The organism is Clostridiales bacterium, assembly GCA_014799665.1.
GTDB lineage: Bacteria > Bacillota > Clostridia > Christensenellales > Pumilibacteraceae > Anaerocaecibacter.
Genome location: JAAVHP010000012.1, coordinates 394,029 through 414,777, shown reverse-complemented (window position 1 = coordinate 414,777; position 20,749 = coordinate 394,029). Strand labels below are relative to the sequence as shown.

Below are 20,749 nucleotides of genomic sequence, written 5' to 3'. Positions count from 1 at the left end.
TGTTATTATAATAACCTTATTGTGCGCGGTTATCGCGGCACTGTGCGCTTTCGGCGGCAGACAAGCGTATGCCGAGGAAGATTACGGCGCCGAGCTTTCGCCCGTCGAGGTTTCGGCAAGCGAGATCGCATACCACTCTTTCGATATGCCGACTGCGGTATACGCCGACAGCAAGGGCGTGCTCGTAGGCGGAACCAACATCGAGGAGGTTTCGAGCGAGACCGAGATCACGAGCAAAAAAGCCGTGGCATGCGACAAGCTCTACCGCCATCTCGAACACGGCGACCACCTCGAATATCTCATTGTTTTGTATAACGGCGTACTAAGCGCGCATTACGGCGAGAACGACCCGACGGCCCTTTCGCTCGATAGCTATGTAGTAGACTTCGACGTTTACAACGACACGCTCTATGCAGTGACAAACAACGCGCTTATTACCGTTCCGCTCAGCGATACCGGGTTTGCAATCGATATGATCAAAACGGCGGCTCTCACTTCGGACAGGCACAGCAATATTTCCTTACAAGCCGTTGCGGTCGTAAGCGGCGATATTTTCGTTGCGGTACGCTCTGCGTTCTGGGCTAAGAGCGATATTTGCTATGTGGACGACGACGCGGCGCTCACTACATTTCTTATGCAGACGGACAGCGTTATTCGCCTCTCGGCTTACGGCGAATATTTATACGCACTTTCGCGCGGAAGCATTGTCAAATATAAATCTATCGGCGGCGGTATACTCACCCGCCAAGCTTCTACCGACGGCAGTCAAATTGTGGCGATACACGCATACGGTGACTATGTTTACGCGGTAGACGCGCTTAACGCGTTGATCAAGTATACGACAGATTTCCAATCGACTACGGTTCTTCTCGCTTCGAGCTCGTCCGCAGTCGGGTTCTTTAACTTGCCCACGGGCGTTGCCGTTAAAAGCTCCAAATTATTCGTTGCGGACGCCATGAACAACCGCGTGGCCGTTTACGGACAAACGGTCGAGTACCAAGCGCTTTACAATCCCGTTTCGGTCGCGAGCGACAGCGCGGGCACGGTCTACGTCGCATACGATTACAACAAGGTGGGGGTGTTCACTGACGGCGAGCTTTCCAATGCGGAACGCACTATAACCGACGACAAGCTGGGCGTTATCAAGCAGATAGCCGTGGACACCGACAAAACGCTTTACATTATTGCGGACGGCGGGCTGTTCGAGGTCAAGAACGGCGAAATAGGCGCAACCCAAATTTCCGACGATAAGTTCAAAGCGATCACGCTCGGCGTAGGGCGCGACGAGCTTTACGCGCTCACCGACAGCGACGTTATGAAGCTTAATAGACAGACCGGCGAGCTCAGCTCGGTCATGGGCGTGGGCAGCGGCGCGATTTCGGTAGCCGTCGACCTTAAAGGTACGATATTCGTGCTTTATTCAGACCGCATTACTTGCGAGCTATCGGGGAATATTTATCAGTACCCGCTTCTTAATGGCGGTGAGACGTATTCGCTCGGCGGACAGTTCGCTGCAATGGCCATTTGCACCGTTGATAACAAATTCGTAAGCTACGGCGATATAATCATTGTTGACACTTACAAGCACCGTGTGTTCAGAACGGACGGCAGTACGCTCGGCGTTAAGCTCGTCGACGAAAGCTACGAAGTGCCAGACGTCGCCGCCGATAACAAGCTTAACCGGTACGACGGGCTTATCCGTGTGGCGTTGCGCGATGCGGACGTGTTCTCCTTGCCCGTTGAGACTGCGCCCGTTTACACGATTACAGCAGGGCGCAAGGTCATAGTTCCGGAGTACGACACCTTGGACACCAAGGAGTTCGCGCTTATACTGATCGACGACATCGAGCACGGCAAGCTCGTACAGGGCTATGTGTACCGCGATATTTTGAGCGAAGCCCTACCCTATACCGATCCGCCGAGCGCAGTCGGGACTATCTATAACGCGGCCACGCCCATATACAAGTGGCCGAGCCGTAATTCGGTCGCAGCGGCTGGGTTCACTGCGGTCAATCGTAACACGCAGTTCAAGATGCTCGATTTCGTCGAAGCGTACCGCGACGATTACGGATACGTTTGGTACCGCGTTTGTCTTGACGGAGCGTTCGAGGGATACGTGCTTGGCGTGAACCTCAGTCTTATGAGCTACGAGCCGGTGTTCATTCGCCCTGCGTACAACGCCGAGATCATTTCGTACAAAGGTAGTACATACGCGCCAGCGTACATTCTGGACGAGGACGGGAACTATCTCGAAATAAGCAAGCTCGATACGGGCACACGGGTCGAGGTCGTAGGCGCGTTCGACAGCTCCGAACAGTACACGCAGGTCAAGTATCTAGACGCTGAGCTCGGCACGCTCACCTGCTACGTCGAAACGGTGTATATCAAGTATAACGGCGTTAATATCGTGCTTATAGTCGCCGTGGTAGTTATCGTCGTCACCGTCATTCTCGCGTCCATTATCATAGTGCGCACCGTGCGCCGTAAAAAGAACAAGATCGACGATGAGGAATAGTGTTTTTCTTCCTTCTTGTGAACAAGAAGGAAGCGAAGAAAACTTTAATTCAAACATCGAAACCCCGTCAAAATATTTGACGGGGTTTCGATGTTTAATGTAAAAGTTTCTTGGTTACTTCTTTTCAAAGAAGTAACGAAAAAAAATCACTCTTCGTCGGCGGTCGAAGCGACCTCGGCGTCTTTCTGCATAAATTCGAGCCCGCCGATAGAAAACTCATAAGCGGTGCGCTGTTCAGTCTCGCCGTTTTCGAGCCGCTTGGTATACTGCCGCGACTGAATGCGCCCGGTAACGTCGAGCTTCTGCCCGACCGGCGCATTCTTGATAAGCCTGGCATTCTTGCCCCACGCAATGCACGGGATATAATCGGACTTGGAATACGCGCGATTGACGGCGAGCAAAACGTCGCAAATCTCTCGATTGAACGGCGTAGTGCGGTATATGGGCGGCTTGCATATGTACCCGATAAGCTCGGCGGTATTGGGATTGATATCGTCCTTCGGTTGTACGATTTCGCGCGCGAACACGCTCAAAATCAGTCTCGACCGCTCGCCGTCCGGACGGTTAAAGCTGCGGAACTGCCCCACCACCGCCACGGCGTCGCCAACGCTAAGTCCACCGACAAGCTGCTCACCCGCCGTGATAGGTATCACGTCGAGATGCTCGCTCAACCGCGGAACGTTGAGCTTGAACTCATAGAACCGTTCGCCGTAGAGATCGTGTGAGTATTCTATTTCCGAGCCGATCCGCCCCTGCAAGAACACCGTATTGGTCGATTTTTCGTTTTTCATTTAAGTATTCAGCTCCTTATTTGTCTACCCGTATGATCGATCGTATAGTTGTCTTTGTAGATCAATTCTCCTACCGTCTTGAACGTAAACCCTTTGGCACGCAGCCCGTCAATGATTGCAGGTAAGGCTTCCAGCGTATGCTTTCCATCGTTGTGCATGAGCACGATCGAGCCGTTGCGGCACGCCCCTACTATCCGCGACGCGATCTGGTCCTTGGAAATACCTTTCCAGTCCAGCGAATCCACATCCCACTGTATGGTGTACAGCCCCTGCGCCTTAGCCTCGTCGATGAGCGTATCCGAATAATCGCCGTATGGCGGGCGGAATAGCTCAATCTTTCGCCCCGAAATGCTCTCAATCAACGACTTGCTCGTCGACAGTTCGAGCGATATCTGACTCTTACTCAGCTTAGACATGTACGGGTGCGTAGCGGAATGCGTACCGATCTCTATTCGGTCGGAAGCCGCGAGCGTTTTAAGCTCGGTTTCGTACTTCTCCGCCCAAAAGCTCACCAGAAAGAACGTTGCGCACGCGTCTTTTTCTTCGAGCGTTTGGAGTATCCCGAGCGTTTTATCCGCGCCCCAAGCGGCGTCGAACGTGAGCGCTACCGCTTTTTCGTCCGTTTCCACCGAGTATATCGGCACTTTCTTGGGACTTACGTTGTTGTAGATAGCGGCGGCGCCCGTGTAATACACGCCCGTCAAAGCAAACGCTATTACCGCAGCCGCAAGCACCGCTATGATTATCGTCCTGCGTTTGACAACCAAAAACCTCATTCGGACCTCTCAATAATACCATATAGGTTTTGTCGAGGATCGGCGATTAAACGCGAATAAACGCTATATTTGCCTAATCCCGTGCCAGTACCTCGACCACATACCTAATTGTATTCAAAAGGTCGTCCGCATAGAACGATAGATAAAAATTATTCAAAAAAACGACCGACGGATATTAACACCAATCGGTCACAGTCAAACACAATTTAATTCTTACTCGCAAGAGTGACGATACCGACCGTACCGACTCCGATATGAATACCGCCCACCGGGCACATAGGCACTACGCGAATATCGCTCATGCCGAACTTACGAAACAGTCTGTCCTTTAACGCCGCAACGTTCTTATCGTTCCCTATATAATAAACGAGCAGCTCGTCGAACTTTTCAGGCAGATGCGCTATCGCCGCTTCGATCGCACGGTTAAGCCCCAAAGTCTTGGCGTACACCGACAGATCATTTTTGGCAAACTCGAAAACAGGCTTTATTTTAAGTATGTTCCCGACCGCGGAGAGCAGCTTATTCACCCTGCCACCGCGCGCAAGCTCGGTAAGGCTCTCGGGAATAAACTGCATTGCGATACGCTCTTTAAGATCGTCGCAGACCGCCAAAAGCTCGTCGTAGCCCGCGCCGTTATCGCGCGCCTTGACCATTTCCTCAATAAACATGAGCGCCGACGGTCCCGCCTCGCCCGAATTGATCGCCGTGATCTTTTTGCCCTCGTACTGCGAAACGGCTATCTGCGCCGAGCCGATAGTTCCGCTCAGTCGATCGGCAATGGTGAATATCATGACCTCGCCGTCGGGATCCTCCGCGTAAACCTCGTCGATAGCGTCCTGGAACTTACGCGGCGACGGCTGCGATGTTTTGCACGCCGCCTTGCACCGCACGAACTCGTCGTAGAACTCCGTCCACTCGTCAGGCGCGCCCTCCTCGTACTCCTTGTTCCCGAGAAGCAGCGTTAAGCTCACTATTCTTATACCGTTCGCCTGCGCCCAATCGCGCGTCAAGCCGAACGTGCTGTCTACTATGAAATGAACCATGATCGTTTCCTCTTACGCAACATAAGTTGCCGTACCTAATTTATTAACATTGTACCATTTTTTTAACCTTTTTGCAACAAGTGTTTAATTCGATATTCATACACTTTCGTTTATTTCGTCTTAAAACGGGCTATTTTTATATTTTTATACCCTACTTATTCGCGATAATTATATAATTATAATTGCGTAATTATTAAAATATACCGCATAAAAATTTCAAAAAATTTCAAAATGGATATTTCAAATGCTTGACATTATTAGCTTATAAGCATATAATAAAAACGCAAATTCGGCAAGGGCGCTGTAATATTACAGTGCCCTTGTATTTTGGAGGAATTATGTCATACATCGAAGAAGTGCGCGCGGAGGTTGCCGCGAGAAACGCAGGACAGCCTGAGTTCATGCAGGCGGTCGACGAAGTGCTTACCACCATTAAGCCCGTAGTCGAGAGCGACAGCGTTTACAAGAACAACGCTATACTCGAACGCATTACCGAGCCGGACAGACAGATAATGTTCAGAGTACCGTGGACGGACGATAAAGGCAATATGCGAGTAAACCGCGGCTACCGCATTCAGTTCAATAACGCTATCGGTCCGTACAAAGGCGGGCTTAGGCTTCACCCGTCGGTCAATCTTTCCATAATCAAATTCTTGGGGTTTGAGCAAATATTCAAAAACTCGCTTACAGGTTTACCTATAGGTGGCGGCAAGGGCGGCTCTGACTTTGATCCCAAGGGTAAGTCTGAGCGCGAGATCCGCGAATTTTGCCAAAGCTTTATGACCGAACTATCCCGCCATATCGGCGCGGACACCGACGTACCCGCGGGCGATATAGGTGTAGGCGGACGCGAAATCGGTTATATGTACGGACAGTATAAGCGCATTAAAAACCTTTACGAGGGCGTGCTCACGGGCAAAGGTCTCACCTACGGCGGCTCGCTCGCCCGCACCGAAGCGACGGGCTACGGACTTGTATACATAGTCGAGAATATGCTTAATGCGAACGGCAAAAGCCTTAAAGGCAAGACTGTTGCTATTTCGGGCTCGGGTAATGTAGCTATCTACGCGGCGCAAAAAGCGACAGAGCTCGGCGCAAAAGTCGTCACCATGTCCGATTCGACGGGCTGGGTATACGACAAGAACGGCATCGATCTCGAAGTCGTTAAGGATATTAAAGAAGTTAAGCGCGGGCGAATTAAAGAATACGCCGACCGCGTAAAAAGCGCCGAATATCACGTGACCGACCCTAACGATCCGAACTGCAAAAAGGTTTGGTCGGTGAAGTGCGACGTCGCCCTACCCTGCGCGACTCAAAACGAGCTCAACGAAAACGATGCAAAAACGCTTGTCAAGAACGGCGTTACCGCTGTCGGCGAGGGAGCGAATATGCCGTCGACTACCGAAGCCATAAACGTGTTCCAACACGCAAAAGTGCTGTTTATGCCCGCAAAAGCGGCGAACGCAGGCGGCGTAGCGGTTTCCGCGCTCGAAATGAGCCAGAATTCGCAACGGCTGGCATGGACTTTCGAAGAAGTCGATAACAAGCTCAAAGGCATCATGGCCGGTATATTCGAAAAGACCTCGGAAGCGGCTAAGCAGTTCGCCTCGCCTACCGATTACGTTTCGGGCGCGAACATTGCTGGCTTCTTAAAAGTCGCGCAAGCGATGATAGCGCAGGGCGTGTAAGCAATTAGGAATTATTTGTAATAATAGAGAGCGGCTGTACAGAAAAGCTTGTACAACCGCTCTTTTAATTTCTAATTACTAATTCCTAATTTAACAATACATTTTCTCGGGCAAGCGTCGGCGCATTTATAACAGCCGATACACTTATCGTAATCTATTGCGGCGAGATTGTTATTAAGCTTTATCGCGCCGCTCTCGCACGTACGCTCGCACTTACCGCAGCCGATACAGCCTACCTTGCAAACGTTCATGACCTCCTTGCCTTTTGTCGTATTCGAGCAAGCTATATACACCTTAGCCGTTTTGGGTATGCGCCCTATCAGCTTTTTGGGACACACCGACACGCACCTGCCGCACGACGTACATTTTTCGGGATATACCTTGCTTGCACCCGTATCCTTGCAAATTTCCACAGCGTTAAACGCGCACGCCGACACGCACGAGCACAAGCCCATGCAACCGTATTCGCACGCCTTGCTTCCGCCCGCGAGCACCTGCGCGCTCTTGCAATCGCCGAAGCCCTGATACTCGTACTTATCCTCTGCGCGGTTGCCGCCCGCACAATGCACGACCGCCATCGTTTGCTTGCTGTCGTCGGCGCTCATGCCAAGTATGCGCGCAATGTTCTTCTTGTTCTCGGGCGGTGTGGGGTTACAACGCGATAGCTCGGCTTCGCCCTTGAAAAGCGCTTCCGCAAACTGCGAACAGCCCGCATACCCGCACCCGCCGCAGTTCGCGCCCGAAAGATTGCGCTCTATATCGTCTATGCGCGGATCGCGGTCTACGCTCATTTTATCGCCCAGGTACGACAGGCAGAACGCGAATACCGCCGCGAACGCGCCTATTATCAATATAGGGACTATGATTTGTAAAAAGATCTCCATAAATGCCCGACACCGCTACGCGGTCCCCTTTTCTATTTTGAAAAGCTGATTACTCGATTATAATTAAAACGTAAGTCCCGCGAAGCCGTAGAACGCCATAGCCATTATGCCCGCCGTAACGAGCGCTATCGGGAAGCCGCGGAAGGGTTTGGGTATATCGTAAAGCTCTTGCTTTTCGCGTATGCCCGCCATGAGTATGAGCGCGACGGTGAACCCTATCCCAACAGAGATACCTGTTATAAGCGTTTGGAAAAAGTCCAAGCCCTGCGCAACGACCGAGTTGGCGGTACCGAGCACGGCGCAGTTTGTCGTAATAAGCGCCAGGTACACGCCCAGCGAGCCGTACAGCGTGGGCGAAAGCTTTTTGAGCACTATATCCAGTAGCTGAACGAGCGAAGCGATAACGAGTATGAACGCGACGGTGCTCAGATACCCCACGCCAAGCGGGTCAAGAACGAAGGTGTAGATTATCCAGCAAACGACCGAAGCGACCGTTATTACGAAGGTGACGGCAAGCCCCATACCCACCGCCGACTGCGTTTTTTTGCTGACGCCGAGGAAGGGGCACATTCCTATGCTTTGGTTGAGCACTACGTTATTTGTGAGTATGCCGGAAATCACTATCGAAACTATTACGAGCATATATTCCATATCACGCACCACCCTTTTCGATAAGCGGCTTATTGTTTATCCTATTCTTAACTATCGAATACACGGCGTTGAACACAGCCATCACAAGCCCGAGCACAATAAACCCGCCCATGGTTTTATCGAAAAACCCGCTGCCGAAAACGACCGTCAACAGCTGCCGCACCGCACCGAGCAACGTTATTGCGGCGATAAAGCCCACGCCCATGCTCAGTCCGTCGATGAGCGACGGCAGTACCTTATTCTTGCCGGCAAATGCTTCGGCACGCCCTAAAATTATGCAGTTGACCGTAATGAGCGATATAAACGCGCCGATACTGTCGTTTAGCGACGGCAGGAACGACGACACTACCATTTGCACGAAAGTGACGAGCGAAGCGATTATAACTATGTATGCGGGAAGATGCACCTTGTCGGGTATCACCTTGCGTAGCGCCGATATTATCAGGTTGGAGAATATCAAAACGAACGCCGTGCACAGCCCGAGCGACAAGGCGTTTATTACGTTATCGGACTTGGCTATCGTCGGGCACATACCGAGCACTAGCACGAACACGGGGTTGTTCGTAAGTCCGCCGAGCGCCGTCTTTTTCAGTTCTTGCTTACTCATTAGCGCCCCCTACGTCGACTATATAACCGTGCACGTTCGCGGCGATTGCCTTTGCAAACGTATTCGATAGGTTTACGGCGCGCTCGATCGCCGACAGCGACAGCGTTGCGCCCGTCTTGCCCACCAACCCGTTCAGGTCGATCGGCTCGAACGGCTTGCCTTTAAGCTCGGCGAAAAGATCGTCGGGCAGTTTCTCCCAATAGCTCTCGCCTTGCTTCTTTACGGTTGCGCCGAGTATTATGTCGTTTAGGTACGCAGTAAGGATAACTACGTCGCCGTCGCGCCCAGTCGACTTGCTCTCTACGATGAACGCGTTTTGGTGCACGCCCTTTTGCTCGCGGTATACGGCGAGGATCTCAGCCTTTGTCAATTTGTTCGTTTTGTTGAAGTCGTCAAGCTTAACGCCGTAATCGCCTTCTTCGAGTATGACTATATAGTCCTCGTCGAACGCTTTTTCGTCCGTAGTGCCCGTAGGGCAAATCGAATTGATAAGCTTAGCGGTGGCGGCGTCGAGCGTCGGCACGTACTTAGGAAAGAACATATTACACAGCGTAAGCACGCCCACGCACACTACGGTTATACACACAAGGACGGCGGTCGCTTTCAGTGCGTTCATGACCGATTTACTCACGGCTCGCCTCCTTTTTCCCGTCGTTTTTAGCCTTTTTGGGCGGTTTCACATAGCCGAACGGCTTGGGAACAATATATTTATCGATAAGCGGCGTTACAATATTCATGATCAAGAGCGCGAACGAGAAGCCCTCGGGAAAGCCGCCGAACGCGCGGATCAATGCCGTGAGCAGTCCTATACCCACGCAAAACACCGCTTTGCCCGCAAAGGTATTGGGGCTCGTCGCGTAATCGGTCGCCATGAACACCGAGCCGAACAGCAGTCCGCCCGACAGTACGTGCGCCGCAGTTTCGGTCGCAAGATCAACGCCCTTTGCTCCGCTCGGTACTACGTCAAACAAGAATATGAACAGCGCGAATGAGCATACCGTCATGAGCGGCACGCGGAAATCGATAACCTTTCTTACGGAGAGATAAACGCAGCCGACGAGTATTGCGATAACGCACGTTTCGCCCACCGCCGCCGTCGCGGTATTGCCGAGGAACATATCGAGGAGCATACTACCCGTAACGCTCTCGCGCGTACCCAGCCATGTCGCGCCCGTCGCCGCCATGCCGCTACCGAAGATCGAGCTCGTCAGGTTGAACGCACCAGCGCCGCCGAACGCTATAAACAGGAATATCCTGCCCGTGCAAGCGGGGTTTGCGAAGTTTCGCCCCAGCCCGCCGAACAGCATTTTTACGAGTGCGATAGCGAAAATCGAGCCGAGCGCGCACAAAACGACGGTGTCGAAGCTGAACACAATCTCGCCCGTAGCGTTCGTAGCGTTCACGCCCCAAATATTAACGGGCATTACCGCGGGCAGGTTGAGCGTCAGTATGACCGCCGTAACGGCAAACGACAGATCGGTCACACTCGACTGTTTTACCCCGTCCCTATTCCACTTTTTGCTCAAAATCAGGTTGTAAAGCAATTCCGTACCGAAGCAAAACAGCAAGCACGTTACGAGATTGATAATCACGTGGTAGCCGAAAAACACCGCCACCGCGATAAGGCACGGCAAAAGCGCGATCAACACGTCGATCATGATTCGGCGCGTCGAATTGCCTTTATTGGTTATGTGCGGCGATGCCGAAACCGTTCTCATAAATTTAATTCCTTGATTTTTGCCTTTGCGAGCTTGACGGACTGCACAATCGGGCGTTTTGCGGGGCACGTGTACGCGCAGCAACCGCACTCCATACAACTCTCCGCGCCGTATTTTTTTGCCGACTTGTAATCGCCGCGCAGCGTGTACGCGTCGATATACATAGGCATTAAGCGCATGGGGCAAACGGAAGCGCACTTAGCGCAGTTTATGCACGGCTGCGGGTTTTGAGTATTGGCGCGACCGCCGCTAAGCGCGAGTATTGATCCCGTCGTTTTGGTAACCGAATAATCAAGGCTGTCGAGCGCAAACCCCATCATGGGTCCGCCCGAAATCAGCTTTGCGCAATCGTCCTTTACCCCGCCGCAGAACGCCACGCAGTCCGCATACAGCGTGCCGATACGCACCCAAAGATTAGCGGTCACGGTCACACCGTCGCCGCAAACGGTAAGAGCCCTGCGGTATAGCGGTTTATTGAGCTCGACCGCCTCGTACATGGCGAACGCCGTGTGCGCGTTGCCTACCACCACGCCGACGTCCGCTGGAAGCTTACCGATCGGTACTTTCCTGCCCGTCACGGCATAGATCAACTGCTTTTCTGCGCCCTGCGGGTACTTGCTCGCAAGCGGCACGACCTCGATATTCTTTTCAAGCTCGCGCGCCGTAGCGTTTAGAATTTCGATCGCTTTGGGCTTGTTGTCCTCGACGCCGAAAAAGACCTTGTCGAGCCCCAGCGTTTTTGCAAGATAGCCCGCGCCGATTATCACGCTTTTTGCGTGCTCGACAAGCAAGCGGTAATCGCAGGTTATGTACGGCTCGCACTCGGCGGCGTTAATGATGAACGTATCGATTTGGGCTTTCGGCGAAAACTTGACGTGCGACGGGAAGCCCGCGCCGCCCATGCCGACGAGCCCCGCGTCCTTTATGCGCTGCAATAGGCTTTCGGGCGATCTGTCGGCTATATCGGGAAGATACTGCGTTTGATAGAGCCCGTCGTTTTGTATAACTACGTGCGCACACCGCTTGCCGCTAACCGTGCGCCTGTTTTCTATGCTCTTTACCACGCCCGAAACGGACGAAAAAACGTTAGCCGAAACGAAACCGTCGCCCTCGCCCACGAGCGTGCCGGCTTTGACCTCGTCGCCCACGCTTACGCACGGGGCGGCGGGTTTACCGATATGCTGCGACAGCGGTATGTACACAAGCGCGGGCGTAGCGCACTCCGCAAGAGACTGCTCCGACGTTTGCTTGCTGTGCGGTACCTTGATACCGCGTTTGAAGGTTTTCGATCTCACGCCAAAAAAACTACCTGATAGATATATATTCTTCCGTACCCGATGCCAACCCCGTGTGAACACTTTTTGCGGCGCGAGGTTTAGGCTCTTTTTCGCCTTCTTTCGCTCGACGTAGCGCCGAGGCTACGACTTCGCTCAATAAGTCAACAAATAGCTCTAAACACGCTGCCGCAAAAAGCAAGCATTTTAATAGAGCAAAATGCGTCATAGACAAGGCAAAGCACGAAGCATTAGCCTTAATTCGGCTATGCAAGGGCTTTAACGTAGTATATGGCGCATTTTGCCCATAAAAATGTGTTCAACACGGGTTGGCATCGGGTATAGTATAACATTGCTAAGTTATTTTGTAAAGTCGTTTTAAGAAAGTTACGCAGTTTGAGCCGTTGCTTTTTTGATTTTACGATTTTTAATAGTCGTAAACACCGCCTTAAAAAGCTGAACTGCGCCGAGCGCGATCAGGAACGCACCGTAGCACGCACGAAGAACGTATCCGCCCGCGTGCGCGCTTAGCAGACTTCCGCCCACCGCGCCGACGAGCGCGACGATCGCAATCACCCATGAATTCTTTACGTCCACGTAGCCGTTTTTGCGGTGGATAAAGAGCGCTGTGATTGACATAGGCACGAACGCTATTAGGTTTATCGCCTGCGCCAAATGCTGTTCCACGCCCGCGCCGAGCGTCAAGAGCGGGATAAGAAGCGTTCCCCCGCCCATTCCCATGCCGCCTATCACGCCGCCGAGCGCCGAAATTATTATTATCAAATGGTCCGCCGTCATACTATCACCAGTTTTATCCCGATACCTATCATGAGCAGTGCGAATACTATCGCGACCGCGACTTCAGGGAGCTTGTTCAAAAGCACCGCACCGAGCGCGCCGCCCGCCGTCACACCTATGCACGCGCAAAAAACCTTAACCGCGTCGAAATACCCGTTAAAAATATAAATCGCCGCGCTTATCACGCATATAGGCAGTATTACGAACAGCGCGGTTGCGTGCGCCGTTTTTGTTGCAAGCCCGCGCCGTTCCAAGAGCGGCACGCACAGCATTCCGCCACCTCCGCCGAAAAAGCCGCTTACAAACCCCACTGCGACGCTTCCCGCATATATCAATCCGTTTTTAAGCTTATCGTTCACATAAATAGTTTTGCTTCAATTAGATAAAAATAACCGAGTAGCCGAATTTTTCCTTGGGCGGCTTAAAATTATCTTCTCTTTTATTGCGAATATACTCAAAATCATTTGCAATTTACTCGCAACTATTATATAATATATCTTGTACGACTTCTATTCGATAGAAAGCACGACTTTTATTCAATAGAAAAATCATTAAAAGGTGTTTATATGCACGCTATCAAATCCTTGAAGAACAAAACGATAACCCTTCTCTTGGTCGTCGCCCTCACGCTCTCTATGCTGTTCGGCGCGGTTATGTGGTCGCTTGCAGGCGCGGCAAAAGCCGATACGACCGAAGATACTCAGGAGTTCGCTCCCACCTCGCTCGGACTCAGCAATACGCAGTTCGACTCGTCGTCGGGCAGCTACCCCGCCTCGCCCTCGTCCTGGACAGGCTCATCGCTCGACAACGGCAAGGGCAAAGTGATTTCGGGCGTTATCGATCTCACCGCCAAAACCTATTTCGGCGAAGAAACCGGCAACAAGGCGTACAAGCTCGACCAGTACGACGAGTACGGCGACGACACTATGCCCGTCACCATTTTCGGCGAGAACAGCGAGCACAAGGATACCGACGCCAAAACGCTCATGATCAACACGGCGGAAGAAGTAGAGGCGGCTTACGGCTATACCTCGGGCGAAATGAGCTTTGTGCCCAATTCGTTCTACCGCGTTTCCGTTTGGGTCAAAACGGGCAACTTCGCGCCCGACACCGGCGCGACCGTCAAGCTTACCGGCTTGGGTCAAAATTGCTCGTTCATGAATATCAATACCGTCAAGAATCTTTCTACGCTCAACAAAAACAATAACTACGGCTGGAAGGAATATAAGTTCTACGTTCGTTCGTCCGCTTCGCTTACCAAAACGGTTTCGCTCGTTCTCGCTGTCGGCGACGGCGGAAATGCCGATGACGAACTGCCCGATATCTCTTCCCGCCCCGCGCATGGATACGCATTCTTCGACACGGTCAAAGCCGAGCGCATCACTGCACACGACTTCGCCAAAGAAACGAGCATGCTTACCATTGTAGACGGTAAGGACAACGTTTATAACGATACCACCGGCACTGTGCTTGCGCTCGATATGTACGAGCTCGATTCGTTTACCATCACCGACGAAAACGGCGACGACCTTGAAATCGGCACGTTCTCGCAGAACGTCGACATGTGGAAAACCAATGTAAAGTACAACGAAAACAGCACCGACCTTTCCTACACCGGCACTGCACACAGCAAAGTTTACAACTCGGAGAGCAGAATACCCGACCTTGACGACTCCAAAGTCAACGTTAACGGCTTTACCAAAAATCCGTGGGCGCCGCTCGGCAGAGCCGAATATAACGACGTAGCCAACAAAACGGGCATTTTCGACGGCAAGAATAACGCCAATATCATGCTCATCAACACATACAACAAAACTAAATTCAACACGACGGCGTACGGCATCGCATCTCCTACTGTCACAATCAACCGCTACAAGTACTACCGCTTCGGCGTTTGGGTAAAGGGCGACAATATCACCACCGGCGACGGCATTTCCATACTCGTAAAAGGCAAGGCTAAATCGGCAAATTCGGTCAAGCTTCTCACCTCGTACACTGGGCTCGACGGCGACGAAACGGACGCCGAACATTACGGCTGGAAAGAGCAAGTCGTTTATATCAAGGGTTCGGCGCTCGAAGATTACGAAGTACGTTTTGAGCTGTGGCTCGGCACGCCCGACGCCATGTCTGACGGCATTGCAATGTTCGACAACGTTACGTTTACTAAGCTCGACTACTCGGAATACAGCAATATGTCGACGGCCGACGGCGGCAACATTTATACCATTGATACCGCAGAGGACGAAACGGGCGTTACCAACGGTAACTTCTCGGCTATCGGTGATTTCGACGAACTCGAATATCCCCTCCCCGTTGCCGATTGGACTTTTATCACGCCCGACAGCGTAACAGCCAACGGCTTCTCGACCGCCGAGGTCAATACAGATACTGCCAAATACGGGATTATCACCGCCACGGACGACAGGGCGTTTAACGGGCTCGGCATAAGGAACCCCGCCAAGTTTGTGACCGTAGACAACCAAAAGCTTTATAACGTTTTGGTCATGACTTCCAAAACGCCTACCGCTATCGGTTATCAGTCGGCATCGGTTACCCTTGCGATCGACCAAGCCAATCAGCTCTCCGTCGATATGGCGGTCGACTGCAAGGACTGCGGTTACGGCGCATCGCTCGTGCTTAAAACGACCGAAGGCGACGTAATCTCCACGATCGAGAACATAACCGACACCTACGGCAAGTTCGTAACCTACACTTTCTATCTTGATGCGCCGCTGTCCGAACAGACCGTTTACGTAGAGATCTGGCTCGGGCTTAACGACCGCCAAGACAATACGAAAAAGCTCTCGTCGGGTACCGTGTACGTAAGCAAGGTTGCGCTCAACAGCTGGACTGCCGCCGATGACTCGACGATAGAACAGGAATTCGAACAAAAGCTCGACGAATACAAGGCAGCGGTGCTCAACGAAGCTACGCTTAAAGCGCTTAAATTCGGCGTATATTCGTTCACTCGCCCGTCGCTTGAATTCTTCGACGCGTACTCCTACGCCGCGGACGACGGACTCGGTTATCTCTATAACTGGTCGGTATCGTCGGCAAACGGCAGCGTTAAGAGCGGTATGTTCAATTCCGACAACATGAAGGACCTTACGATATACAAGGGCTTCGATAAGAAAGATTTGAGCGGCAATATGCTCTATATCTTCAATACCGAAAAGAACTACACCACCTACACATACGGCAACACCATTTCGCTCGTAGCAAGCACTTATTACCGCATAGACGTAGACGTTAAGGTCAAGCTCTCCGCGGAAATGCGCGACGACGAGAACGCTATCGGCGCGAACATTAAGCTTACGGGCCCGAATGTGGAGTTCACCAATATTAAAGATACTTCCACCTACGGCGCTGTCGGGCAAGAAGAAAGCCGCGACTACGAAACCTTCAAGCGCTACACCTTCTATATCTCGACCGGCGACGACGGCGGCAATATAGGACTTCAAGTATCGCTCGGCGGCAGCGAACGTGCAGGCTTCATACAGGGCGGGCTCGTTATAGGCGGCATTAAGATGACCAAAATCGATAATATCGATTTCGAGAACGCCGAAGCGGAAGAAGAAGATAACGATTATATCATGACGGTCAAGCTTTCCGAAGTCGACGACGGCTCCGACGACGAAGTAACCGAAGCCACTTCCCCCGAAGTGCAATGGTGGATAATTCCCACTATCATATTCAGCGCCGCGCTCTTGGCTGCCGTTATCATTATAATAGCCATACGCATTCGCGATTGGCTCAAAGCGAAGCGCAAAAAGAAAGGCGTCACCTATGAGTCCGAATACGGCCGCGAGGACGCATACAAAGACATCGAAAGACTCCGCGCAAGGAAGGATCAAGCGGAAGCCGAGGGCAAGCCTATGGATATAGAACCCGACGAAATCGAGGAAGTCGAGGACGAGCCTACCGCCGAGGAAGAAACGGAAGAAAAAGCCGAAGAAACAGAGGCTAAGGAAGCTGACGAAGCAGAAAGCACGGAAAGCAAAGAAGAATCCGAAAAAACCGAAGAAACTAAAGAACCCGAAACGAAAGAGGAAGCTCCCAATAAGAAAGAGAGGACCGATACGGATTTGGACGATTAGTTCCTATACACTAAATAACAATAAAAATAAGCTCTTGGACTACCCCGTCCAAGAGCTTATTTTTTAGCATGAATTATTTTTAGAATTCAATCGTTTCTATCTTAAAATCGAAATAGTATTCGGCCGTTTTGCATTTAAATTTCAAAACGCAATAGTCGGGATCGGTTACGCCTTTCTTATAAAATATCTTATCGCCGAAATGCCAAATCATATCCTTTGTCGCTTGATCTGTACAAATTTCCATCTCGCCTATTATCGTAACGCCTTGATACTTAAACTTACCGCGCTTGTAGAAATATATACACGCCTTTTCGTTTTCAGTATACTGTTTAACTTTATTGGACGAGGTATTGGTTGAAAAATATATGTAATTACCGTCGATTTTACGAGGCGCCAACATTGCCCTGATCACGGGATAGCCTTGCTCGTTCACCGAGCCTATAAACGCCGTTTTTTGTTCGGAAATAAACTGTAATATCTGCTCTTTATCCATATTTAATTAATCCTTGTTAAGCTTAATTTAATATTGTGGAAGCCCCATTTTTTGTTTATATATTTCCGGCAGTTTGAAGATTTCTTTATATGAAATCTTTATTAAATATAAGCTTGTATTACTAACACGGTTAAGAAGTGAATTACAATAGTTGCCGAACATACGTATTTCCATTCTTCCGGGATATGTCCCGCCAAAAAGAGGACTAGCCATTATATAACTCAGCAGGCTCGGTTTTACGTACTCTATCCTATCGATCTCGCTTGCCCTAATCGTTACTTCGTGCCCGTCTTTATACGTAAGAACTATACCTTCTTCATAAAATACGGTCTTGGGATAACCGAGTTTCTTTTTTATTTCATAGCCGTCCATTAATTATATCTCGCTAATACTAATATCCGCCGTCGACGTGGAGAAGCGCGCCGTTAATGAACGACGATTTTTCTTCGGCGAGGAACAGCGCGGCGTGTGAAATATCCTCGGGGCGCCCTATTCTGCGCACGGGCGTGTTATCGACTATACGGAACAGCGCGTCGGGCGGTACTGGATCATTCATATCGGTAGCGATAAGCCCCGCTACGATAGCGTTTACCGTCACATATTCGCCCACCTCGCGCGAGAGCGCCTTGGTAAGCCCGTTTACGCCCGCCTTAGCCGCCGAGTACGCCGTCTCGGTACTCGACCCGCGCTCCGCCCAGAACGAGCTGATATTGATTATACGCCCGAATCCGTTAGCTATCATATCGGGCAGGAACGCGCGCGTAACGAGCCATACGCCTTTAAGATCGACGCCTATGACCCTATCGAAGTCCTCCTCGGTATCGGTCTGCAAAAGGCTCATGTGCGCAATGCCTGCGTTATTGATAAGCGTATCGACCTTGCCGAACATTATCTCGTCCGCCATGCGCTTTACTTCGTCGGCTTTCGACACGTCGGCACGGATAGCCTGACAAGCTATTTCTTTGGCGTTAAGCTCGTTTACAAGCTCAATAGCCTGCTTTTCGGACTTATTATAATTGATAATAACGTTATAGCCCGCATTGCCGAAATCGATAGCCATTTGCCTGCCTATTCCGCGCGAGCCGCCCGTTATCAGTACCGTTCTTTTCATAAGTTATTGACCTAAGTTTATTTGATATTATCGGGCAAGTCATTCTCGAACAGTACGACCTTTTCGCCCGTTATGTCTTTTAAAGCGGCAACAGCACTGTCGCGGCTGTCGAACACTTTTATATTATCCTCGTTCATGCCCGCATTGAGCGCGCCCTTTTTGATTTCCTTAGACCGCGAACCGACGAGGAACGCATAATCGCAAACACCCGCAATATCCGCGCCGAGCTCGGTATTGCATTGTTTTTCGATCGGTCCAAGCTCTACAAAGCCTGGCGTTATGATTATCTTATTGCCCGCCATTCTCTTGATAACGTTAAGTGCGTTCCTTGCGCCGACGGGGTTGGAATTGTACCCGTCGTCGATTACCGTAACCGCGGGGTCTACCGACGGAACAAGTTCGAGCCGATGCTTTACCTGCGGCATACCGTTTACCGCCTTAGCTATGTTCTCGCCGCTAACGCCGCATTCCACGGCAACCGCCGCACACGCGCAAACGAGTTCGGGGATATGCGCGCCGAGAAGCTTGCAGTTTACATTGAATCTTTCATTGCCGATGATAAGCTCGAAGCTCGTGCCGTTCCCGTCGATAACAAGCTTATCGAACGAGATTTCACTTTCGCCCGTCTTTATCTTTCGGCACGATACTTCACGATCGTACAGCACGGCACAGTCATTGTTATATCCGTTTAAAACGAGCAAGCCGTCCTCGGGCAACGCTTTACCGAGCTCAAACTTAACATTAGCCACGTTCTCGCGCGAGCCTAACGTTTGCAAGTGCATATCGCCGATCGCGGTTATTATACCGTACTTGGGGCTTACTATATCACAAAGCTCTTTAATATCGCCCTTATACCGCGCGCCGAGCTCGGCAATGAAATAGTTTTCGTCGCCAAGGTCATTATTGATCGTTTTACACACGCCCATAGGTGTATTGTAGCTTGCGGGGGTTGCTAGCACGGTATGCGTCGTCAAAAGCATAGCGTTAAGCATATTCTTAGCCGTTGTTTTGCCGAAGCTACCCGTAATGCCGATAACGACAGGCTTCTTATCCGCAAGCTTGGCTTTCGCCCGCTTTACATATTTTCTGTTATTGAGCTTTTCAAACGGCAGCATTATATAGTTGGAAATGATAGCCACGAACGGCGAAAATACGGCGAGCGCGGCGGCAAGCGTTTGGCAATACGGCGAAAAGTACGTCGCCCACGCCACGAGCGCGCCGAGCCCGAGCATTATCACGCAGTCGACCGCGAGCATACGCGCGATCCTTCCCGTGAACTTAACGTTGTTGCTTCCGCTCTTTGCTTCCGCTACTATAAACGTTACGGCAAGCAGTATATAGAACGCTACGGCGCAGTATCTCACGTACTCGAAGGTATGGAAGCACGCGACGAAAATTATCATTGCGATAAAGCCGAACAGCATAAGCGACGCATAGCGAATAAGCACGTCGAACGAAGTATCCTTCCACCATGCGACTACGCCCTTCGCCTTGTAGCCCGAAAGCTGCAAGATTTTCAGCATAGGCAGAGCGGTGAACCCCGTCAACGCCGCCGCTACGGCTATTAAACTGTAAGCAATGTAAAGTTCCATAATCATTCCGTCACAAAAGATTTGAGATACGCGTTAAACTTGATCTGCGCGTCTACGTACGAATAATGTCCGCCGTCCGCGAAGTAAAGCTCGCTGTTCTTTATTTTTTTATGCAGTCTTTTCGCCATGTACGGCGGAGTGTCGCGGTCGTCTTTGCCCCAAAAAATAAACGTGCGACAAGTAATGTTTTTAAGAAGCCTATCGAGATGCGTGTTCACTATACGCACGAACACGCGCCGCATACTTTCGTCAAGATTATTATAATCGATTGAGCCGTATCCGTCAAGGGTTTTCCCGCGTTTTTTGGCGCGCTTGTACCGCGCAATGCGTATTCGCTTTTTTAAACTGAACCTCGGCTTTACTCCCGCGCTGTCGACAAGCATCACCCGCTTGCACCGGCCCTGCGCCGCGAGTATTATCGCAAGCCGCCCGCCGAAGCTGTGCCCTACGATTATCGGGTTACGTATACCAAGCTTTTCAAGTAAACTCGTAATCAGCGCGGCGTAGTCGTACACGCCGAAGCTTTCGGGAACGACAGGCGGAATAGCAACGTTCAAACAGTTTACACCCCACTCGCAAGCTGCGTTATAGCTCCCGCGAAACGAATTTATATCACCGCCCCAGCCGTGCAGGAACACGACCGTGTCGCGCGCATCGCCTGCATTGAACGCTTCGTATTCGCAATCTACGCCGTTTACGGTTATACGCATA

General features: G+C 51.2%; 19 protein-coding genes. 3 read left to right on the top strand and 16 right to left on the bottom strand.

The annotated features are described in order from the left end of the window. The first annotated feature begins 19 nt into the window (after positions 1 to 19). Complete coding sequence (locus HDT28_06585) at positions 20 to 2,515, top strand: hypothetical protein (protein MBD5132231.1); 2,496 nt, start codon at positions 20 to 22, stop codon at positions 2,513 to 2,515. 146 nt (positions 2,516 to 2,661) lie between these two features. Here the strand turns inward: HDT28_06585 and HDT28_06580 are convergent, their stop codons facing one another. The 3 genes from HDT28_06580 to HDT28_06570 form a co-directional block, all read right to left on the bottom strand. After that, on the bottom strand, positions 2,662 to 3,306 hold the full coding sequence (locus tag HDT28_06580) for a single-stranded DNA-binding protein (protein ID MBD5132230.1): 645 nt from the start codon (positions 3,304 to 3,306) through the stop codon (positions 2,662 to 2,664). 8 nt (positions 3,307 to 3,314) lie between these two features. Next, positions 3,315 to 4,082, bottom strand: coding sequence for a polysaccharide deacetylase family protein (locus HDT28_06575; protein MBD5132229.1), 768 nt, complete (start codon positions 4,080 to 4,082; stop codon positions 3,315 to 3,317). A 206-nt stretch (positions 4,083 to 4,288) separates the two neighbouring features. Then, a complete protein-coding gene (locus HDT28_06570; GenBank protein MBD5132228.1) occupies positions 4,289 to 5,125 on the bottom strand; it encodes a DegV family protein in 837 nt (278 codons plus the stop codon). A gap of 338 nt (positions 5,126 to 5,463) precedes the next feature. On the opposite strand from HDT28_06570, the gene gdhA reads away from it, so the two are divergent. Next, positions 5,464 to 6,813, top strand: coding sequence for an NADP-specific glutamate dehydrogenase (gene gdhA, locus HDT28_06565; GenBank protein MBD5132227.1), 1,350 nt, complete (start codon positions 5,464 to 5,466; stop codon positions 6,811 to 6,813). A gap of 71 nt (positions 6,814 to 6,884) precedes the next feature. On the opposite strand, the gene HDT28_06560 is transcribed toward gdhA, so the two are convergent. From HDT28_06560 to HDT28_06525, 8 genes are all read right to left on the bottom strand, one after another. Then, positions 6,885 to 7,697: an RnfABCDGE type electron transport complex subunit B gene (locus HDT28_06560; GenBank protein MBD5132226.1), complete on the bottom strand. Its 813-nt coding sequence runs from the start codon at positions 7,695 to 7,697 to the stop codon at positions 6,885 to 6,887. Positions 7,698 to 7,760: 63 nt separating this feature from the next. After that, positions 7,761 to 8,339: an RnfABCDGE type electron transport complex subunit A gene (locus tag HDT28_06555; GenBank protein MBD5132225.1), complete on the bottom strand. Its 579-nt coding sequence runs from the start codon at positions 8,337 to 8,339 to the stop codon at positions 7,761 to 7,763. Between the two features lie 10 nt (positions 8,340 to 8,349). Continuing rightward, entirely contained in the window at positions 8,350 to 8,955 is a 606-nt protein-coding gene (gene rsxE / locus HDT28_06550; protein MBD5132224.1) for an electron transport complex subunit RsxE, read from the bottom strand. Beyond that, positions 8,948 to 9,586 carry a hypothetical protein gene (locus tag HDT28_06545; protein MBD5132223.1) on the bottom strand — a complete coding sequence of 213 codons (639 nt, stop codon included), beginning with the start codon at positions 9,584 to 9,586 and terminating at the stop codon, positions 8,948 to 8,950. The genes rsxE and HDT28_06545 overlap by 8 nt, the downstream gene beginning before the upstream one ends. Next, entirely contained in the window at positions 9,579 to 10,673 is a 1,095-nt protein-coding gene (locus HDT28_06540; GenBank protein MBD5132222.1) for an RnfABCDGE type electron transport complex subunit D, read from the bottom strand. Before HDT28_06540 ends, HDT28_06545 begins: the two co-directional genes overlap by 8 nt. Beyond that, positions 10,670 to 11,968, bottom strand: a complete 1,299-nt coding sequence (rsxC, locus tag HDT28_06535) for an electron transport complex subunit RsxC (protein ID MBD5132221.1) — start codon at positions 11,966 to 11,968, stop codon at positions 10,670 to 10,672. The genes HDT28_06540 and rsxC overlap by 4 nt, the downstream gene beginning before the upstream one ends. A 366-nt stretch (positions 11,969 to 12,334) precedes the next feature. After that, on the bottom strand, positions 12,335 to 12,745 hold the full coding sequence (locus HDT28_06530) for a sulfite exporter TauE/SafE family protein (protein MBD5132220.1): 411 nt from the start codon (positions 12,743 to 12,745) through the stop codon (positions 12,335 to 12,337). Then, positions 12,742 to 13,104, bottom strand: coding sequence for a TSUP family transporter (locus HDT28_06525; protein ID MBD5132219.1), 363 nt, complete (start codon positions 13,102 to 13,104; stop codon positions 12,742 to 12,744). Before HDT28_06525 ends, HDT28_06530 begins: the two co-directional genes overlap by 4 nt. A gap of 207 nt (positions 13,105 to 13,311) precedes the next feature. Between HDT28_06525 and HDT28_06520 the strand changes: the two genes are divergently transcribed. Beyond that, entirely contained in the window at positions 13,312 to 16,842 is a 3,531-nt protein-coding gene (locus tag HDT28_06520; GenBank protein ID MBD5132218.1) for a hypothetical protein, read from the top strand. Between the two features lie 79 nt (positions 16,843 to 16,921). Here the strand turns inward: HDT28_06520 and HDT28_06515 are convergent, their stop codons facing one another. Genes HDT28_06515 through HDT28_06495 form a run of 5 tightly spaced genes read right to left on the bottom strand, consistent with a single transcriptional unit; the run spans position 16,922 to position 20,748 of the window. Next, a complete protein-coding gene (locus tag HDT28_06515; GenBank protein MBD5132217.1) occupies positions 16,922 to 17,335 on the bottom strand; it encodes a pyridoxamine 5'-phosphate oxidase family protein in 414 nt (137 codons plus the stop codon). A 27-nt stretch (positions 17,336 to 17,362) separates the two neighbouring features. Next, positions 17,363 to 17,707: a hypothetical protein gene (locus HDT28_06510; GenBank protein MBD5132216.1), complete on the bottom strand. Its 345-nt coding sequence runs from the start codon at positions 17,705 to 17,707 to the stop codon at positions 17,363 to 17,365. A 19-nt stretch (positions 17,708 to 17,726) separates the two neighbouring features. Then, a complete protein-coding gene (locus tag HDT28_06505) occupies positions 17,727 to 18,446 on the bottom strand; it encodes a 3-oxoacyl-ACP reductase FabG (protein MBD5132215.1) in 720 nt (239 codons plus the stop codon). Between the two features lie 17 nt (positions 18,447 to 18,463). After that, positions 18,464 to 20,038: a UDP-N-acetylmuramoyl-tripeptide--D-alanyl-D-alanine ligase gene (locus tag HDT28_06500; protein ID MBD5132214.1), complete on the bottom strand. Its 1,575-nt coding sequence runs from the start codon at positions 20,036 to 20,038 to the stop codon at positions 18,464 to 18,466. Positions 20,039 to 20,040: 2 nt separating this feature from the next. Continuing rightward, positions 20,041 to 20,748: an alpha/beta hydrolase gene (locus HDT28_06495; GenBank protein ID MBD5132213.1), complete on the bottom strand. Its 708-nt coding sequence runs from the start codon at positions 20,746 to 20,748 to the stop codon at positions 20,041 to 20,043. Position 20,749: the final 1 nt, after the last annotated feature.

Excerpts from the sequence above, each read along its gene's own strand:
- HDT28_06580 (MBD5132230.1), bottom strand. The coding sequence starts at position 3,306 with ATGAAAAACGAAAAATCGACCAATACGGTGTTCTTGCAGGGGCGGATC.
- HDT28_06575 (MBD5132229.1), bottom strand. The coding sequence starts at position 4,082 with ATGAGGTTTTTGGTTGTCAAACGCAGGACGATAATCATAGCGGTGCTT.
- HDT28_06570 (MBD5132228.1), bottom strand. The coding sequence starts at position 5,125 with ATGGTTCATTTCATAGTAGACAGCACGTTCGGCTTGACGCGCGATTGG.
- gdhA (MBD5132227.1), top strand. The coding sequence starts at position 5,464 with ATGTCATACATCGAAGAAGTGCGCGCGGAGGTTGCCGCGAGAAACGCA.
- HDT28_06560 (MBD5132226.1), bottom strand. The coding sequence starts at position 7,697 with ATGGAGATCTTTTTACAAATCATAGTCCCTATATTGATAATAGGCGCG.
- HDT28_06555 (MBD5132225.1), bottom strand. The coding sequence starts at position 8,339 with ATGCTCGTAATAGTTTCGATAGTGATTTCCGGCATACTCACAAATAAC.
- rsxE (MBD5132224.1), bottom strand. The coding sequence starts at position 8,955 with ATGAGTAAGCAAGAACTGAAAAAGACGGCGCTCGGCGGACTTACGAAC.
- HDT28_06540 (MBD5132222.1), bottom strand. The coding sequence starts at position 10,673 with ATGAGAACGGTTTCGGCATCGCCGCACATAACCAATAAAGGCAATTCG.
- HDT28_06530 (MBD5132220.1), bottom strand. The coding sequence starts at position 12,745 with ATGACGGCGGACCATTTGATAATAATAATTTCGGCGCTCGGCGGCGTG.
- HDT28_06520 (MBD5132218.1), top strand. The coding sequence starts at position 13,312 with ATGCACGCTATCAAATCCTTGAAGAACAAAACGATAACCCTTCTCTTG.
- HDT28_06515 (MBD5132217.1), bottom strand. The coding sequence starts at position 17,335 with ATGGATAAAGAGCAGATATTACAGTTTATTTCCGAACAAAAAACGGCG.
- HDT28_06510 (MBD5132216.1), bottom strand. The coding sequence starts at position 17,707 with ATGGACGGCTATGAAATAAAAAAGAAACTCGGTTATCCCAAGACCGTA.
- HDT28_06505 (MBD5132215.1), bottom strand. The coding sequence starts at position 18,446 with ATGAAAAGAACGGTACTGATAACGGGCGGCTCGCGCGGAATAGGCAGG.
- HDT28_06500 (MBD5132214.1), bottom strand. The coding sequence starts at position 20,038 with ATGGAACTTTACATTGCTTACAGTTTAATAGCCGTAGCGGCGGCGTTG.
- HDT28_06495 (MBD5132213.1), bottom strand. The coding sequence starts at position 20,748 with ATGCGTATAACCGTAAACGGCGTAGATTGCGAATACGAAGCGTTCAAT.